This is a genomic window from Variovorax saccharolyticus (assembly GCF_030316765.1).
In the GTDB taxonomy this organism is placed as follows: Bacteria; Pseudomonadota; Gammaproteobacteria; order Burkholderiales; family Burkholderiaceae_C; genus Variovorax; species Variovorax saccharolyticus.
Map to the genome: position 1 here is coordinate 79,211 of NZ_JASZYT010000011.1, position 14,827 is coordinate 94,037.

Below are 14,827 nucleotides of genomic sequence, written 5' to 3' on the forward strand. Positions count from 1 at the left end.
TCACGGGGTTGTCGGTTTGCTGCTAGGCGCTGCAGCAGAATGGGCGCGGCCCATGCACTCGTCCTCCGCCTCGCCCACGCCCGCCCAAGCCCTTCGTCTCGCACTGGCCCTGTCGCTGGGGGCGGCCGTCTCGCTCGGCATCACCCGCTTCTCGTACGGCCTGCTGCTGCCGCCAATGCGCGCCGATCTCGGCTGGAGCTATGCGCTGGCTGGCGGCATGAACACCGCCAACGCCGCCGGCTACCTGTTCGGCGCCATGCTGACGCCGGCCCTGATGCGCCGCTTCGGCGCCGTGCGGCTGCTGGTCGGCGGCGCGGTCGCAGCCAGTGTGTTCATGGCGGCCAGCGGCTTCTTCAGTTCGGCCCCGGCGCTGCTGCTGCAACGGCTGCTGGCGGGCGTGGCGAGTGCCTGGGTGTTCGTGTCCGGCGGCCTGCTGGCGGCACGCCTCGGCGCCTCCCAGGCTTCGCGCTCGGGCTTCCTCCTGGGGCTGTATTACGGCGGGACCGGCTTCGGCATCACGCTATCGGCGTTGCTGGTGCCGGCGGTGCTGCAGGCCGCGGCCGGCGTGCCGCAAGGCTGGGCCTGGGCCTGGTGGGCGCTGGCGCTGGCGAGCGTCGCCGCCACCGCGGTGCTGGCGATCGCCGTGCGCGCGATGCCGGGGGAGGGCGCTGCCGCCGCAGCGCCGGCACGCGGCCCGGCCACCGCCACTTCGACCGACTGGCCGCTGCGGCGCTTCGGCTGGGCCCTGTCCGGCTATGCGCTGTTCGGCGCCGGTTACATCGGCTACATGACCTTCGTCATCGCGCTGCTGCGCGAGCAAGGCGCGAGCCCGGGCGACGTCACCTTGTTCTATGCCCTGCTGGGCGTCGCCTGCGTCGCCTCTTCCCGGCTGTGGGCCGGGCTGCTGGACCGCTACCGCGGCGGTGGTCCGCAGGCGCTGTTGAATGGGCTGCTGGGGGTGGCGACCCTGCTGCCGGTGCTGAGTCCCGCGTGGCCGGTGACGATGGCCTCGGGCCTGATGTTCGGCGCGGTCTTCTTGTCGGTGGTGGCCTCGACCACGGCGCTGGTGCGGCACAACCTGCCGGCGTCCCAATGGGCGGCCGGCATCAGCGCCTTCACGATCGTCTTCGCGCTGGGCCAGATCGTCGGGCCCACCGTGACCGGATGGATCTCCGACGGCCGGGGCGGCCTGGCGGGTGGCCTGGTCGCCTCGGCCCTCACGCTGTGGGCCGGGGCGCTGCTGGCCTGGCGCCAGCGACCCGGTGCGCCTACTTCGTGAGGCCTTCGGCCTTCAGGGCGTCCTGGACCGCCGGACGCGCCGCGATCCGCGCATGCCAGGCGTTCAGGTTCTCCAGTCCCGACAGGTCGACGCCGGTCGGCTTGGCCCAGTTCGTGACGGTGAACAGGTAGCCATCGGCGACGCTGAAGTGCTCGCCCATGAGGAACTCCTTGTCGGCGAGCTGGCCGTCGAGCCATTCATAGCGCGAGCGCAGCTTGGTCTTGGAGATGTTCTTGCCTTCGTCCGGCATGCCCGGGTTGAACAGCGGCGAGAAGCTCTTGTGGATCTCCGTGCCGATGAAGGTCAGCCATTCCTGCAGCCGGTAGCGCGGCATCGTGCCATTGGCCGGTGCCAGGTTCTTGGTCGGTGCCAGGTCGGCGATGTACTGCAGGATGGCCGGGCCTTCGCGCAGGCGCGTGCCGTCGTCGAGCTCCAGCATCGGCACGTAGCCCAGCGGATTGATGCCGTAGTAGTCGGTGCCGTCCTGCAGCTTGTGGCTCTTGGTGCTCGCGAGCACGGGCTCGAAGGCCAGGCCGGCTTCGCGCAGCGCGATATGGGGCGACAGCGAGCAGGCGCCCGGCGAGTAGTACAGCTTCATTCGAAAAACTCCAGTGAATAGGCAAACGCGTTCTTGTCGACGCGAAGGCGATGCTAGCGGTTTCACGGCGCGCGCGTTTCTGTCCTACGGACCCTTGGGCTGCGCGACTATGGGGCCCCTGGGTCCGTGTCCCTAAGCTGCTGCGTACTGCGGCGATGGCGCCGTGCAAGGAGTTCATCCATGTTGAAGTACGCGATCGTCTTCGCCGTCATTTCGCTGATCGCCGGTGCCCTGGGCTTCGGCGGCGTGGCCGCGGGCGCCGCCGGCATCGCCAAGGTGCTGTTCGGCCTGTTCCTGATCCTCGCGGTGGTGTTTCTGGTGCTTGCCGCCTTGGGCGTGGGCGCGGTGAAGAAGGCGCTGGACTGATGGCGCCGCGTCTGTCGCCACGCTGGCCGCGCGCCCGTCCGCTGGTCGCCCTGCTGCAGAGTCCTGCGCATCGCGTGATGCGCGTGCTCGACGTGACCCGCTCGCACTGGCAGGTGCACGCTCCCGCGGCGCAGGGCTGAGCCATGCATTTCTCACACGTCGATGCGGTGCTGGAGTACGAGGTTGCCGCTCCCGCTCACCTGCTGCTCAATATCGAGGCGGCGCGCTGCGGGGCCCAGGCCCTGGTCAGCGAAGACCTGGTGATCGAGCCCGCGGTGCAGATGCAGGCCTTCTGCGACGAGGGCAGCGGCAATCGCTTCGTGCGCTTCGATGCCCGGCCGGGGCCGCTCAAGATCCGCTACAAGGCCCATGTGCAGCGCTCGTGGGCGGAGGTGCCGACCGACTTGGCGGAAGTGCCGGTCAACGAAGTGCCGAACGAGATCCTTCATTACCTGATGCCGTCGCGCTACTGCGAATCGGACCTGATGTCGCGTTGCGCCATCCAGCTGTTCGGCGACCTGCCGCAGGGCATCGGCCGGGTGCAGGCCATCGTCGACTGGATCCACGACAGCATCACCTACGAGCCGGGCAGCAGCGACTCGACCACCACTGCGCGCGAAGTCTTCGTCGAGCGGGCCGGCGTCTGCCGTGATTTCGCCCACCTCGGCATCACCTTTTGCCGGGCGCTGAACATCCCGGCCCGGCTGGTGGTGGGCTATGTCTGGTTCGACGAGCCGCCGCAGGATTTCCATGCGGTGTTCGAGGCCTGGCTGGGTGGGCAATGGGTGCTGTTCGACGCCACGCGCATGGCGCCGGTCGACCGGCTGGTGCGCGTGGGCACCGGCCGCGATGCCAAGGATGTCGCCTTCTGCACCATCTTCGGCCCGGTGCGCATGACGGCCAAGACGCTCACCGTGCGGGAGTTGCAGGACGAGCGCGAGGCCGCGCCGGTCGAGCCCCGTCCCAGCGGCCAGATCGTCGGCATCGAGAAGCCGGTTCCGGTGCCGGAACTGGAGGCCGGCGCCGCCTCGGCCCACGAGCTGCCGGTCGCCGGCTGAAGATCGATGATTGCTATCAAAATGATAGCAATCCGATCAATGTAGAAGCCCCGCCGGCGCGGGCGGCGGCCGGGCCGGCTTGACCTCGAAGCAGCACGGAAACACGGCCGCGATTAAAATTGCCGCCCCCCTTCCGAGAGCGCACACCTGCTGCGCCCCAATTCATGCTGTACCCCGAAGAATTCGATGTGATCGTCGTTGGCGGCGGCCATGCCGGCACCGAAGCTGCGCTGGCCTCTGCCCGCATGGGCGCTCGCACGCTGCTGCTCACCCACAACATCGAGACGCTGGGGCAGATGAGCTGCAATCCGTCGATCGGCGGCATTGGCAAGGGCCACCTGGTGAAGGAGGTCGACGCCCTCGGTGGTGCGATGGCGATCGCGACGGACGAGGGCGGAATCCAGTTCCGCGTCCTCAATTCGAGCAAGGGACCGGCCGTGCGCGCGACCCGGGCGCAGGCCGATCGCGTGCTGTACAAGGCGGCGATCCGTCGCCGGCTCGAGAACCAGCCCAACCTGTCGCTGTTCCAGCAGGCGGTGGACGACCTCATGATCGAGGGCGATCGGGTGGTCGGGGCAGTCACGCAGGTCGGCATTGCCTTCCGTGCCCGCGCCGTGGTGCTGACGGCCGGCACCTTCCTGGACGGGCGCATCCATGTGGGCCTGGACAACTACCAGGCCGGGCGGGCCGGCGATCCACCGGCGGTCAGCCTGTCGGCGCGGCTCAAGGAGCTCAAGCTGCCGCAGGGGCGGCTCAAGACCGGGACGCCGCCGCGGCTGGACGGCCGGACCATCGATTTCTCGAAGTGCACCGAGCAGCCCGGCGACGGCATGCCGGGCGGGGCCGGGCCGATGCCGGTGTTCAGCTTCATGGGCCGTGCGGAAATGCATCCGCAGCAGATGCCCTGCTGGATCACCAACACCAATGCCCGCACGCACGACATCATCCGCTCGGGCTTCGACCGCAGCCCGATGTTCACGGGCAAGATCGACGGCATCGGACCGCGCTACTGCCCCAGCGTCGAGGACAAGATCAACCGCTTCGCCGACAAGGAAAGCCACCAGATCTTCCTGGAACCCGAAGGCTTGACCACCAACGAGTACTACCCGAACGGGATCTCGACCAGCCTGCCTTTCGACATCCAGTACCAGCTGGTGCGCTCGATGGCGGGCCTGGAGAACGCCCACATCCTGCGGCCCGGCTACGCGATCGAGTACGACTACTTCGACCCGCGCGAGCTCAGGAGCAACTTCGAGACGCGGGCGATCCAGGGGCTGTTCTTCGCCGGCCAGATCAATGGCACCACCGGCTACGAGGAAGCGGCGGCGCAGGGCCTGTTCGCGGGCATCAACGCGGCGCTGCAGTGCCGGGGAGAGGATGCGTGGCTGCCGCGTCGCGACGAGGCCTATCTGGGCGTGCTGGTTGACGACCTGATCACCAAGGGCGTGACCGAGCCCTACCGGATGTTCACCAGCCGGGCCGAGTTCAGGCTCCAGCTGCGCGAAGACAACGCCGACATGCGCCTGACCGAGACGGGTCGCAAGCTGGGCTTGGTCGACGATGCACGCTGGGATGCCTTCTCGCGCAAGCGCGACGTTGTTTCACGTGAAACAGAGCGGCTGCGCTCGATCTGGGTCAATCCGCGCAACCTGCCGGCAACCGAGTCGGAGCGGGTGCTCGGCAAGGCCATCGACCACGAATACAACCTCGGCGACCTGCTGCGGCGGCCGAATGTCAGCTACGAGTCGCTGATGTCGCTGGACGGTGGCAAATACGGCCCGTCCGTGGCCTTGGGGCCGGTCGAGATCGAGCAGATCGAGATCGCCGCCAAGTACTCCGGCTATATCGATCGCCAGCATGACGAAGTCGAGCGGGCGGCGCATTTCGAGAATCTCAAGCTGCCGGCGTCCTTCGACTACGGACAGGTCAAGGCCCTGAGCTTCGAGGTTCGGCAAAAGCTGTCGAAGCACCGGCCCGAGACCTTGGGCATGGCGTCGCGCATCTCTGGCGTGACCCCGGCTGCCATCTCGCTGCTGATGATCCATCTTCGCAAGGGCGGGCATCAGGCCTTTGCCCGCGATCCGGCCGAAGCCGCAGAAACTCCGGCCGTCGAATGAGCCAGGAACAACTGCTGCGGGACGGCGCCGCCGCCCTGGGTCTGAGCCTGAGCGATGCGCAGTGCGAACGCCTGCTTGCCTATGGCGCTCTCATTCTCAAGTGGAACAAGGTCTACAACCTGACGGCCCTGCGGGATCCGGGCACCGTGCTCACGCACCACCTGCTCGACAGCCTGTCCGTGATCGCGCCGCTGGCGCGCGAGTGTCCAGAAAAGGCGAATCTGCTGGACGTTGGCGCCGGAGCCGGCTTGCCTGGCGTGGTGATCGCCATCCTGCGGGACGATATCCAGGTGACCTGCCTCGACGCCGTGGCCAAGAAGGCGGCCTTCGTCCAGCAAGTCGCCTCCGAACTGCGCCTGAAGAACCTGCGCGGCCTGCACGCCCGGGTCGAGGCCCTGACGGGCAGCTATGAGCTGATCAGTTCCCGCGCCTTCGCTTCGCTGGCGGATTTCGTTTCGGGCTCGCACCACCTGCTGGCGCCGGGCGGTGTCTGGATGGCCATGAAGGGCAGGGTGCCGGACGACGAAATCGCCCAGCTGCCTCCGGAATCCAAGGTGTTTCACGTGGAACAACTCACGGTTCCCGGCCTGGATGCCGAGCGTTGCATCGTCTGGATGCGAAAACCCGGCGCTTGAACGGCGCTCCGCGCGTCGACCTCGCTTAGACTCGACGCACTCCCTTTTGAGGTCATTTCCATGTTCGGCATCGCTGACTACGGCGCATTCGTCGCGGCCATCATTCTTTTTCTCGCGATTCCCGGGCCTGGCAACCTCGCGCTGATCACCTCGACCGGCAAAGGCGGCGTCCGCGGTGGCCTGGCCGCCACGCTCGGCGTGATTGCCGGCGACCAGGTGCTGATGTGGGCTGCCGTGGCCGGCGTCGCTGCCTTGCTGGCCGCGTACCCGGCCGCTTTCAGCGCGGTGCAATGGCTTGGCGCCGCCTATCTGGCCTGGCTGGGCTACAAGATGATCCGGGCCAAGCCCGGCGCCGCGCCGATCCTCAATATCCGGCCCCGCCAGTACTTCCAGCAGGCGGTGACCATCACGCTGTTGAATCCCAAGGCCATCGTGTTCTACATGGCCTTCTTCCCGCTGTTCATCGATCCCGCCCGCCATCAGGGCTTCGCAACCTTCGGCGCGATGGCCGCCACGATCGCCTTGCTGACCTTCATGTACGGCCTGATCGTCACGCTCCTGACCTACTTCCTGGCCGAGCGGCTGCGCGCCAATCCGCGGATCTCGGGCGCACTCGGCAAGCTGGCCGGTGTCTTCCTGATCGCCTTCGGCTTCAAGTTGGCGATTTCCAGATAAGCATGGCCAAGATTTTCTGCATTGCGAACCAGAAGGGCGGCGTCGGCAAGACAACGACCACCGTGAACCTCGCGGCCGGCCTGGCCAAGGTCGGACAACGGGTCCTGATGATCGACCTCGATCCCCAGGGCAATGCCACTATGGGCTCGGGCGTCGACAAGCGCCAGCTCGAAACCACGGTGTACGACGTCCTGCTCGAGTCGGCTTCCGTGGCCGAGGCGCGCGTCCACTCCGAGAAGTGCGGCTATGACATCCTCGGCGCCAACCGCGAGCTGGCCGGCGCCGAGGTCGAGATGGTGGCGCTCGACCGCCGCGAGAAGCGCCTGCGAACGGCCCTTGCAGCGGTTGGCGCCGAATACGACTTCATCCTGATCGACTGCCCGCCCAGCCTGAGCCTGCTGACCCTCAACGGACTGTGTGCCGCCCATGGCGTGATCGTGCCGATGCAGTGCGAGTACTTCGCGCTCGAGGGGCTGACCGACCTGGTCAACACGATCAAGCAGGTGCATGCCAACCTCAACAAGAACCTGCAGATCATCGGTCTGCTGCGCGTGATGTTCGACCCCCGCATCACCCTGCAGCAGCAGGTGAGCGAGCAGCTCAAGGCCCATTTTGGCGAGAAGGTGTTCGACACCGTGATCCCGCGCAACGTGCGGCTGGCCGAAGCGCCGAGCTACGGGCTGCCGGGCGTGGTGTTCGACCCGCCGGCCAAGGGCAGCCAGGCCTTCGTCGCCTTCGCCGAGGAGCTGGTGCGCAAGATGCCGCCCGCCAGCGCCCTGGCGGCCGAGGCCGCGTCGCCGCCGGTACCGCCGGTGCCGGCCCCGATGGATGCACCGCCGGTGGCGGTCCAAGTGCCGGACAGCCTTTGAGCGCGCCGAAGATCCTGCTGCTGCCCGGATGGCAGAACAGCGACCCGGGCCACTGGCAGAGCCGCTGGGAGGCGGTGTACGGCGACCATCGGGTCGAGCAGCACGACTGGATGCGGCCGCTGCGCGGAGACTGGTGCGCCCGCCTCGAGGAAGAGGTCCTGGCGGCCCCGGGTCCGGTGGCGCTGGTCGCCCACAGCCTGGGCTGCATCCTGGTGGCGGCCTGGGCCGCGCACTCCGGCCATGCGCACAAGGTGCGGGCAGCCCTGCTGGTGGCGCCCGGCGACCTCGAACGCGACGACCTGCGCCAGATGATCCCGGGCTGGGCGCCGATCGTGCGCCGGCCGCTGCCGTTCCCCGCCCTGATGATCGCGGCAGATGACGATCCCTACTGCGAGGCCGGCCGCTCGCGCCAACTGGCGCGCGACTGGGGCGCTCGCTTCATCGATGCCGGTGCCCGCGGCCACATCAACAGCGAGTCCGGCCTGGGTGACTGGCCCGAAGGCCGCGAACTGCTGAACGACCTACTGAAAGAAGAATGACCTCCATGGCCACCAAAAAACCCAAGGGCCTCGGCCGCGGCCTCGAGGCCCTGCTGGGCCCGACCTTCAACGGCTCGGACGCCGCGGTCAACGACGAGTCGGCGGCGCCGAATCCGACCACGCTGCAACTCGACCAGATGGTGCCGGGCGTCTACCAGCCGCGCACGCGGATGGACGAAGGCGCGCTCTACGAACTGGCCGAGAGCATCAAGGCGCAAGGCATCATGCAGCCGATCCTGGTGCGCCGCCTCGACGCCGACGCAGCGCGCGAGAAGAAGGCCGAGTTCGAGATCATCGCGGGCGAGCGGCGCTTCCGGGCCGCCGGCCTGGCCGGGCTTGAAAGCGTGCCGGTGCTGGTGCGCGACGTGCCCGACGAGGCTGCGGCCGCCATGTCGCTGATCGAGAACATCCAGCGCGAGGACCTCAATCCGCTCGAGGAAGCCCAGGGCCTGCAAAGGTTGGTGCAGGAGTTTGGGCTTACTCACGAATCCGCGGCGCAGGCCGTCGGCCGCTCACGCAGTGCTGCCAGTAACCTGCTGCGCCTGCTGAACCTGGCCGAACCCGCACAAGCGATGCTGATGGCCGGCGACATCGACATGGGCCATGCCCGCGCGCTGCTGTCGCTCGACAAGGGCACGCAGATCACCGCGGCCAACCAGATCGCGGCCAAGAAGATGTCGGTGCGCGAGGCCGAGGCCCTGGTCAAGAAGCTGGCGGCCGAGTTCAGCCTCACGCCTTCGCCGCGGCGCGGCAGCGCCGAGAAGTCGCGCGACCTGCTGCGGGTCGAGGAAGAGCTCGCCGACCTGCTCGCGGCCGAGGTCGAGGTCCGCATCAAGAAGCGCACCCGGCGCGGCGGCAAGGTGGAGGAGAGCGGCGAACTCGCGATCCACTTCGGTTCCCTCGACGCCCTCAACGGCCTGATCGATCGCATCCGCCAAACGGCCTAGGCCACCTTCGGCCGGCCTTTGCTTCTGGTTGAATTGATTTCAACCGGTTACCCGTCCTATGCTCCAGATGCAACTTTCTAATAGAAAAGTTCTAAGAGGAGAATCACATGGGACTGACCAGATGGCCACTTGCCGCCCTGGCCGCGGGCACGGCGCTGCTCACCGGTTGCCAGACCACCGACATGCAGATGGGCAGCCAGAGCGCCAAGACGGTGGCCACCGGCAGCGCCGCGGGCAGTGCCAGCGCCAACACCAGCGGCGCGCTCGAGCGTTGTGACTCGCCGCTGGGCACGGTCTCGCTGATCGAGAACCAGTCGGCGGGCTGGTACACCATCCTGCGCAACGAGTACAAGCTGCCGCCGACCGCCAACCTGCTGCGGCTTCTGGTCCAGCAATCGAACTGCTTCGTGGTCGTGGAGCGCGGCGCGGCCGGCATGAACGCCATGTCGCGCGAACGCCAGTTGTCGCAATCGGGCGAGATGCGCCAGGGCAGCAACTTCGGCGCCGGCCAGATGGTCGCCTCCGACTACGGCCTGTCGCCCGAGATCGTCTTCAGCAACCAGAACGCCGGCGGTGTCGGCGGCGCACTGGGTGGCCTGGTCGGCGGCCGCTACGGCGGCGTGCTGTCCGCGGTCGGCGGCAGCATGCAGACCAAGGAGGCCAGCGCGCTCCTGACCCTGATCGACAACCGCTCGGGGGTCCAGGTCGCGGCCTCGGAGGGCAGCGCCTCGAAGACCGATTTCGGCGCCTTCGGCTCGGTGTTCGGCGGCAGCGCGGGCGGCGCGCTGGGTGGCTACACGAACACGGCCCAGGGCAAGGTGATCAGCGCCGCCTTCATGGACGCCTTCAACCAGATGGTCATCTCGCTGCGCAACTACAAGGCGCAGACGGTGAAGGGGCAGGGCCTGGGTGGCGGCGGCCGGCTCGGCGTCGATGGCGGTGCCGCGCCGTCGCAGACCTCGGCGCCGCAGCCCGCGCCGGCTCGGCGCGGCAGCAGCACTCAAAAATAAGGGCAACGCTCAGGGTGCGAAAAACCCCGGCCGCTCGCCAGAGCGGGCCGGGGTTTTTTTCTGATCAGTTGAGGACAGAGCAAAAACTGCTGCGCAGTTTCTTGGTCTGTCCCGCAAGGTCTCACAAGTTGAAGATCTTGCCGGGATTCATGATGTTCTTCGGATCGAGCGCGCGCTTGATCGTGCGCATCATGTCGACCGCGCCGGCGCCGGCCTCGGTCACCAGGAAGCCCATCTTGTGCAGGCCGACGCCGTGTTCGCCGGTGCATGTGCCTTCGAGCGCCAGCGCGCGCGACACCAGCGCATGGTTGAGCTTCTCGGCGGTCACGCGCTCTTCGGGGATGTTCGGGTCGAGCAGATAGCCGAAGTGGAAGTTGCCGTCGCCCACGTGCCCGACCAGGAAGTAGGGGATGCCGCTGGCGTCCGCCTCGGCCACGGATTCGAGCAGGCAGTCGGCCAGCCGCGAGATCGGCACGCAGGTGTCGGTGGAGATCACCCGGCAGCCCGGCCGCGACTGAACGGCCGCGAAGTAGCTGTTGTGGCGCGCGGTCCAGAGGCGGGTGCGCTCCTCGGGCGTGCTGGCCCATTCGAAGGCCTTGCCGCCATGGCCGCTCGCCAGCTCCTGCACCGTCTCGGCCTGCTCCTTTACGCCGGCCGGCGAGCCGTGGAACTCCATCAGCAGCATCGGCTCCTCGCGCAGGCCCAGCTTGGCGTAGGCGTTGACCATCCGCACCGTGTTGACGTCGATCAGCTCGACCCGCGCGATCGGCACGCCCAGCTGGATGACCTCGATCGTGGTGCGCACCGCGGCCTCGATGCTCGGGAACGAGCAGATCGCCGCCGACACCGCCTCGGGCAGCGGGTAGATCCGCAGCGTGACCTCGGTGATCACGCCCAGGGTGCCTTCGCTGCCGACGATGAGCCGCGTGAGGTCGTAGCCGGCCGAGGACTTCTTGGCCCGCGTCCCGGTGCGGATCACTTCGCCGCTGGCCGTGACCACCTCGAGCGCCAGCACGTTCTCGCGCATGGTGCCGTAGCGGACCGCGTTGGTGCCGCTGGCGCGCGTGGCCGCCATGCCGCCGATCGAGGCGTCGGCGCCCGGATCGATCGGGAAGAAAAGGCCGGTGCTCTTGATCTCGTCGTTGAGCTGCTTGCGCGTGACGCCGGGCTGCACGGTCACCGTGAGGTCGTCGGCGTTGATCGACAGCACGCGGTTCATGCGGCTGACGTCGATGCTGATGCCACCCTGCACCGCCAGCAGGTGGCCCTCGAGCGAGGAGCCGACGCCGAACGGGATCACCGGCACGCTGTGCTCGGCCGCGAGCCTGACCGCATCGGCGACGTCGCCGGTGCTCTCGGCGAAGACGACCGCCGAGGGCGGCGGCGCGTCGAAGGAGGATTCGTCGCGGCCGTGCTGCGTGCGCACCGCCAGTGCGGTCGAGCAGCGCTCGCCGAAGCGGGCCTTCAGGGCGGCGATCAGTGCGTCGGGCACGGCGCGCAGCGCGATCTCGGGCGTAAGGTGGGAGGGAGCGGTGGGGGCGTTCATGGGGCGCGGTCTCCTGAAGGGTCTAACATTCTACGAACCGCACCTCCAACCCGCACGAGAGACCACCCATGGGCAACCGCCTGACACAGATCGCAACCCGCACCGGCGACGACGGCAGCACCGGCCTCGGCGACAACACCCGCGTCCCCAAGGACCACCTGCGCGTGCACGCGATGGGCGACGTCGACGAACTCAACTCGCACATCGGCGTGCTGCTCTGCGAGCCGATGCCGGCCGCGGTGCGCGAGCTGCTGGTCGATATCCAGCACCAGCTCTTCAACCTCGGCGGCGAGCTGTCGATGCCGGGCTACACGCTGCTCAAGGCCGAGGCCCTGCTGCAGCTCGACAATGCGCTGGCCGAGCACAATTCGGCCCTGCCGCGGCTGGCCGAGTTCATCCTGCCCGCGGGCACGCGCGCCGCCTCGCAGGCGCATGTCTGCCGCACGGTGGCGCGGCGCGCCGAGCGCGCGGTGGTGGCGCTCGGCGCGCAAGCGCAGATCAACGCCGCGCCGCGGCACTATCTCAACCGCCTGAGCGACCTGATGTTCGTGCTGGCGCGGGTGCTGAACCGCGTCGATGGCGGCGACGACGTCTATTGGAAGAGCGAGAGGATGGCCCGGGCTGCCGCCGAAAGCCGGGACTGAACGCCAGACACCAAGGAAATCGAACCCATGTCCCTGAACCCGAAGACCCCCGCTGCGCGCCTGCTCTGCGCAGCCTGCGCCCTGGCGGGCGCCATCGCCGCACTGCCCATCTCCGCGCAGGGTGCGGAAAGCCGGGCGACAGTCAAAGACAGCAAGGTGCTGAACGGCATCGAACGTGGAACCGACGCCGCCGGTCGCGGCATCGAGCGCGGTGCCGATGCGACCCGGCGCGGCGTCGACCACACGGCGGAGCGTGCCAGCGCGCCGGTGCGCCGCTGGGGCGAGGCGCTCGGCCGCAAGATCACGCCCAAGGCCAGCCACAAGCCGAGTTCGCCAGCGGTCGGACCCCAGGGCAACTCGCCCTGAAGCCGGGCCCGGGAACGGCCCGGGCTTTACCTTGCTTCACGTGCCGCGCACATGCGTCGGGGACGCGCGTTACATGCGCCGCCCACACTGGACTCCTCATCAACGCAGAAGGAGTTCCGAAAATGATCCACACAAAGAGCATGGCCGTTGCCGCCGCAGCGCTCGCGATGTGCATGGCGGGAAGCGCCTTCGCGCAGGATTCCAGGTTCGACCGCGGCGACCGCTTCTCGCCGCAGCAGCAGCAACAGCAGCGCCATGAAGGTGCGGCGGGCCCCGAGCGCGGACGCCCCGACGGCCGTGCCGATCAGCGGGGCGACTATCGTGGCGACTACCGCAGCGATTACCGCGGCGATCACCGCAGCGACCATCGTGCCGACTACCGCCCGGGCTATCGCCCCGACTACCGTCCGGGTCGCCAGTTCGACCATCGCGGCCATCCCAACCCGCATGCCGAGTGGCGCCGCGGCGGCCGCGTGCCGGCCGAATACCGTGGTCACCAGTACGTCGTGAACGACTGGCGCGGGCACCACCTGCAGCAGCCGCAACGCGGCTACCAGTGGGTCGGCGTGGGTGGCGACTTCGTGCTGGCTGCCGTCGCGACCGGCCTGATCGCGCAGATCATCGTCGGCCAGTAAGGACGGCGGGGCTCAGGCTGCGGAGGGCGCGAGCTGGGCGCAGACGTTGCGCCCGGTGATCGTGAGCCGCAGCCCGCCGCCGTGCCACTCGAGCCAGTTGAGGCGCACGTAGGCATCGATGTCGCTGTCGTCGATGCGGTCGGCCTGGTGGTTCTGCAAGTGGCCGACCGTGCCGGGAAGCGCCTGCCGGAGCCGTTCGCGGGTGGCGGCTTCGGCTTCCGCCCGGGCGGAGATGCGCGTCTGAGAATTCGATGCCATGCGGGTTCGATCCAATCGCTGAGGAATCGCATCAATGTACGCTTCCTGGGCGATCCGTCACGGACCTATTTCTCGTTATTGCGCAGGACAAACACCGATTCCGCCCGGCGGTGTCTCATTTTTTCGGTTGCAGCAGCTTGCTGACCTCGTCGACGTTGTCGCGAATGCGCTGGCGAACGACGTCGAAGGCGTCGGCCTGCGACTTCGCGGCCATCTCGGACAGTTCGCGGATGTCGTCCAGCGCCTGCTTGAAGGCCGCCTTGCCCATGGCGTCGAGCTTCGCGAGGCCTTCGCGCGGGTCGCCGCCCGGCAAGCTCTTCACGGTGCCCTGCCATTCCTCGATCGAGGACTTGAGCATCTCGGTCTGCCGCTGCACCACGGCCTGCAAGCCCTGATAGGACTTCTCGTTGGCCTTCACCAGCGCCTGGAGGTCCTTGCGCCCGCTTTCGACGATGGCGCCCGCGGCACCTGCCAGCGGCAGGTCCTGCAGCCGCTCGGCCATGCCCTTGAGCGGCTTGATGAAGGCGTCCTGGACATCGGCCGGCGTGGGGATGCCCCCAGCGCGGGGCTTCTTGGCGGCGGTGGTGCTCGTCTTGCTGGTGGCCATGTGCGCTTTCTCCAGATTTGAGGTTGGGCCGCCACGATACGCCCTGAAGGGGGTTTCATGAAAGCCCCGCGAACTACTTGACGAGCTTGATCGTGCCCTTCATGAGCCCGGAGTGCCCCGGGAAGGAGCAGATGTAGGCGTAGCTGCCGCCGGCGGCGAGCTTGGCCGGGGAGAAGCTGACGCTGTCGCTTTCGCCGCCGCCGATGATCCGGGTGTGGGCCACGACGCGCGCATCGCCGGCCTTGACGTAGTCCTGCGGCAGGCCGGCGGCGATGCCGTCGGTGGCGATCGCCTGCATGTCGGCGGCCTTGCCGAGCACCCAGTTGTGGCCCATGGCCTGCTTGGGCAGCTTGCCGCTGTGCTTGAGCTTGACCGTGAACTCCTTGCAGCTCTGGCTCACCTCGATCACGGGCTTGTTGAACTGCATGGCGTCGTTGCCCTCGATCTCGACCGCGCATTCGGCGGCGAGGACAGGGGCGCAGGCGAAGGCCAGCACGGTGAGGGCGGCGAGACGGCGATGAAGCATTGAAGGCATCCAGGGTAGGTAAACACAGGTGCGCCGCACACCTCGTGCAGCGCGAAGCCGATTGTCCAAGCTGCGGGCAGGGCTTCCATGACCTGGATCAAGGACGCGCGCTCGACGCGCGTTCGACACTGCCTGCAGTGCCGACCTTCGTG

General features: G+C 68.1%; 19 protein-coding genes. 14 read left to right on the forward strand and 5 right to left on the reverse strand.

What is annotated here, in order from left to right; all coding sequences use genetic code 11:
- The first annotated feature begins 52 nt into the window (after window positions 1-52).
- Window positions 53-1,279 carry a YbfB/YjiJ family MFS transporter gene (locus QTI45_RS28555; protein WP_286656747.1) on the forward strand — a complete coding sequence of 409 codons (1,227 nt, stop codon included), beginning with the start codon at window positions 53-55 and terminating at the stop codon, window positions 1,277-1,279.
- On the opposite strand, the gene gstA is transcribed toward QTI45_RS28555, so the two are convergent.
- Window positions 1,269-1,877, reverse strand: coding sequence for a glutathione transferase GstA (gstA, locus tag QTI45_RS28560; protein ID WP_286656748.1), 609 nt, complete (start codon window positions 1,875-1,877; stop codon window positions 1,269-1,271). The genes QTI45_RS28555 and gstA overlap by 11 nt on opposite strands.
- A 180-nt stretch (window positions 1,878-2,057) precedes the next feature.
- Between gstA and QTI45_RS28565 the strand changes: the two genes are divergently transcribed.
- From QTI45_RS28565 to QTI45_RS28610, 10 genes are all read left to right on the forward strand, one after another.
- A complete protein-coding gene (locus QTI45_RS28565) occupies window positions 2,058-2,243 on the forward strand; it encodes a DUF1328 family protein (RefSeq protein WP_214695685.1) in 186 nt (61 codons plus the stop codon).
- Entirely contained in the window at window positions 2,243-2,383 is a 141-nt protein-coding gene (locus QTI45_RS28570; RefSeq protein ID WP_286656749.1) for a hypothetical protein, read from the forward strand. The genes QTI45_RS28565 and QTI45_RS28570 overlap by 1 nt, the downstream gene beginning before the upstream one ends.
- A 3-nt stretch (window positions 2,384-2,386) precedes the next feature.
- Window positions 2,387-3,301: a transglutaminase-like domain-containing protein gene (locus QTI45_RS28575; protein ID WP_286656750.1), complete on the forward strand. Its 915-nt coding sequence runs from the start codon at window positions 2,387-2,389 to the stop codon at window positions 3,299-3,301.
- A 164-nt stretch (window positions 3,302-3,465) separates the two neighbouring features.
- Window positions 3,466-5,418, forward strand: coding sequence for a tRNA uridine-5-carboxymethylaminomethyl(34) synthesis enzyme MnmG (gene mnmG / locus QTI45_RS28580; protein WP_286656751.1), 1,953 nt, complete (start codon window positions 3,466-3,468; stop codon window positions 5,416-5,418).
- Window positions 5,415-6,053 carry a 16S rRNA (guanine(527)-N(7))-methyltransferase RsmG gene (rsmG, locus tag QTI45_RS28585; protein WP_286656752.1) on the forward strand — a complete coding sequence of 213 codons (639 nt, stop codon included), beginning with the start codon at window positions 5,415-5,417 and terminating at the stop codon, window positions 6,051-6,053. Before mnmG ends, rsmG begins: the two co-directional genes overlap by 4 nt.
- A gap of 60 nt (window positions 6,054-6,113) precedes the next feature.
- Complete coding sequence (locus tag QTI45_RS28590) at window positions 6,114-6,728, forward strand: LysE family transporter (protein WP_286656753.1); 615 nt, start codon at window positions 6,114-6,116, stop codon at window positions 6,726-6,728.
- Window positions 6,729-6,730: 2 nt separating this feature from the next.
- A complete protein-coding gene (locus QTI45_RS28595) occupies window positions 6,731-7,597 on the forward strand; it encodes a ParA family protein (RefSeq protein WP_286372293.1) in 867 nt (288 codons plus the stop codon).
- The gene (locus tag QTI45_RS28600; RefSeq protein WP_286656754.1) at window positions 7,594-8,136 is read left to right on the forward strand and encodes an RBBP9/YdeN family alpha/beta hydrolase; all 543 of its coding nucleotides are present in this window, start codon (window positions 7,594-7,596) and stop codon (window positions 8,134-8,136) included. The genes QTI45_RS28595 and QTI45_RS28600 overlap by 4 nt, the downstream gene beginning before the upstream one ends.
- Window positions 8,137-8,141: 5 nt before the next feature.
- Window positions 8,142-9,083 (forward strand): ParB/RepB/Spo0J family partition protein, encoded by a 942-nt coding sequence (locus QTI45_RS28605; protein ID WP_286656755.1) that lies wholly within the window; start codon window positions 8,142-8,144, stop codon window positions 9,081-9,083.
- A 107-nt stretch (window positions 9,084-9,190) separates the two neighbouring features.
- On the forward strand, window positions 9,191-10,093 hold the full coding sequence (locus QTI45_RS28610; RefSeq protein ID WP_286656756.1) for a CsgG/HfaB family protein: 903 nt from the start codon (window positions 9,191-9,193) through the stop codon (window positions 10,091-10,093).
- 121 nt (window positions 10,094-10,214) lie between these two features.
- Here the strand turns inward: QTI45_RS28610 and QTI45_RS28615 are convergent, their stop codons facing one another.
- The gene (locus QTI45_RS28615) at window positions 10,215-11,639 is read right to left on the reverse strand and encodes an FAD-binding oxidoreductase (RefSeq protein ID WP_286656757.1); all 1,425 of its coding nucleotides are present in this window, start codon (window positions 11,637-11,639) and stop codon (window positions 10,215-10,217) included.
- A 68-nt stretch (window positions 11,640-11,707) separates the two neighbouring features.
- Between QTI45_RS28615 and QTI45_RS28620 the strand changes: the two genes are divergently transcribed.
- From QTI45_RS28620 to QTI45_RS28630, 3 genes are all read left to right on the forward strand, one after another.
- On the forward strand, window positions 11,708-12,283 hold the full coding sequence (locus QTI45_RS28620; protein ID WP_286656758.1) for a cob(I)yrinic acid a,c-diamide adenosyltransferase: 576 nt from the start codon (window positions 11,708-11,710) through the stop codon (window positions 12,281-12,283).
- A 27-nt stretch (window positions 12,284-12,310) separates the two neighbouring features.
- Complete coding sequence (locus QTI45_RS28625; protein WP_286656759.1) at window positions 12,311-12,649, forward strand: hypothetical protein; 339 nt, start codon at window positions 12,311-12,313, stop codon at window positions 12,647-12,649.
- A gap of 122 nt (window positions 12,650-12,771) precedes the next feature.
- The gene (locus tag QTI45_RS28630; protein ID WP_286656760.1) at window positions 12,772-13,284 is read left to right on the forward strand and encodes an RcnB family protein; all 513 of its coding nucleotides are present in this window, start codon (window positions 12,772-12,774) and stop codon (window positions 13,282-13,284) included.
- A 12-nt stretch (window positions 13,285-13,296) separates the two neighbouring features.
- Here QTI45_RS28630 and QTI45_RS28635 read toward each other — a convergent pair whose 3' ends face one another.
- The 3 genes from QTI45_RS28635 to azu form a co-directional block, all read right to left on the reverse strand.
- Window positions 13,297-13,542 carry a hypothetical protein gene (locus QTI45_RS28635; protein ID WP_286372285.1) on the reverse strand — a complete coding sequence of 82 codons (246 nt, stop codon included), beginning with the start codon at window positions 13,540-13,542 and terminating at the stop codon, window positions 13,297-13,299.
- Between the two features lie 115 nt (window positions 13,543-13,657).
- The gene (gene phaP / locus QTI45_RS28640) at window positions 13,658-14,149 is read right to left on the reverse strand and encodes a TIGR01841 family phasin (protein ID WP_286372284.1); all 492 of its coding nucleotides are present in this window, start codon (window positions 14,147-14,149) and stop codon (window positions 13,658-13,660) included.
- A gap of 73 nt (window positions 14,150-14,222) precedes the next feature.
- Window positions 14,223-14,675 (reverse strand): azurin, encoded by a 453-nt coding sequence (azu, locus tag QTI45_RS28645; protein WP_286656761.1) that lies wholly within the window; start codon window positions 14,673-14,675, stop codon window positions 14,223-14,225.
- Between the last annotated feature and the right edge of the window lie 152 nt (window positions 14,676-14,827).

Bases quoted from the DNA above. Each gene is read 5' to 3' on its own strand.
- QTI45_RS28555 (WP_286656747.1), top strand. From the start codon at position 53: ATGCACTCGTCCTCCGCCTCGCCCACGCCCGCCCAAGCCCTTCGTCTC.
- QTI45_RS28590 (WP_286656753.1), top strand. From the start codon at position 6,114: ATGTTCGGCATCGCTGACTACGGCGCATTCGTCGCGGCCATCATTCTT.
- QTI45_RS28625 (WP_286656759.1), top strand. From the start codon at position 12,311: ATGTCCCTGAACCCGAAGACCCCCGCTGCGCGCCTGCTCTGCGCAGCC.
- QTI45_RS28620 (WP_286656758.1), top strand. From the start codon at position 11,708: ATGGGCAACCGCCTGACACAGATCGCAACCCGCACCGGCGACGACGGC.
- QTI45_RS28635 (WP_286372285.1), bottom strand. From the start codon at position 13,542: ATGGCATCGAATTCTCAGACGCGCATCTCCGCCCGGGCGGAAGCCGAA.
- QTI45_RS28605 (WP_286656755.1), top strand. From the start codon at position 8,142: ATGGCCACCAAAAAACCCAAGGGCCTCGGCCGCGGCCTCGAGGCCCTG.
- QTI45_RS28570 (WP_286656749.1), top strand. From the start codon at position 2,243: ATGGCGCCGCGTCTGTCGCCACGCTGGCCGCGCGCCCGTCCGCTGGTC.
- QTI45_RS28565 (WP_214695685.1), top strand. From the start codon at position 2,058: ATGTTGAAGTACGCGATCGTCTTCGCCGTCATTTCGCTGATCGCCGGT.
- azu (WP_286656761.1), bottom strand. From the start codon at position 14,675: ATGCTTCATCGCCGTCTCGCCGCCCTCACCGTGCTGGCCTTCGCCTGC.
- rsmG (WP_286656752.1), top strand. From the start codon at position 5,415: ATGAGCCAGGAACAACTGCTGCGGGACGGCGCCGCCGCCCTGGGTCTG.
- gstA (WP_286656748.1), bottom strand. From the start codon at position 1,877: ATGAAGCTGTACTACTCGCCGGGCGCCTGCTCGCTGTCGCCCCATATC.
- QTI45_RS28610 (WP_286656756.1), top strand. From the start codon at position 9,191: ATGGGACTGACCAGATGGCCACTTGCCGCCCTGGCCGCGGGCACGGCG.
- phaP (WP_286372284.1), bottom strand. From the start codon at position 14,149: ATGGCCACCAGCAAGACGAGCACCACCGCCGCCAAGAAGCCCCGCGCT.
- QTI45_RS28595 (WP_286372293.1), top strand. From the start codon at position 6,731: ATGGCCAAGATTTTCTGCATTGCGAACCAGAAGGGCGGCGTCGGCAAG.
- QTI45_RS28630 (WP_286656760.1), top strand. From the start codon at position 12,772: ATGATCCACACAAAGAGCATGGCCGTTGCCGCCGCAGCGCTCGCGATG.
- mnmG (WP_286656751.1), top strand. From the start codon at position 3,466: ATGCTGTACCCCGAAGAATTCGATGTGATCGTCGTTGGCGGCGGCCAT.
- QTI45_RS28615 (WP_286656757.1), bottom strand. From the start codon at position 11,639: ATGAACGCCCCCACCGCTCCCTCCCACCTTACGCCCGAGATCGCGCTG.
- QTI45_RS28575 (WP_286656750.1), top strand. From the start codon at position 2,387: ATGCATTTCTCACACGTCGATGCGGTGCTGGAGTACGAGGTTGCCGCT.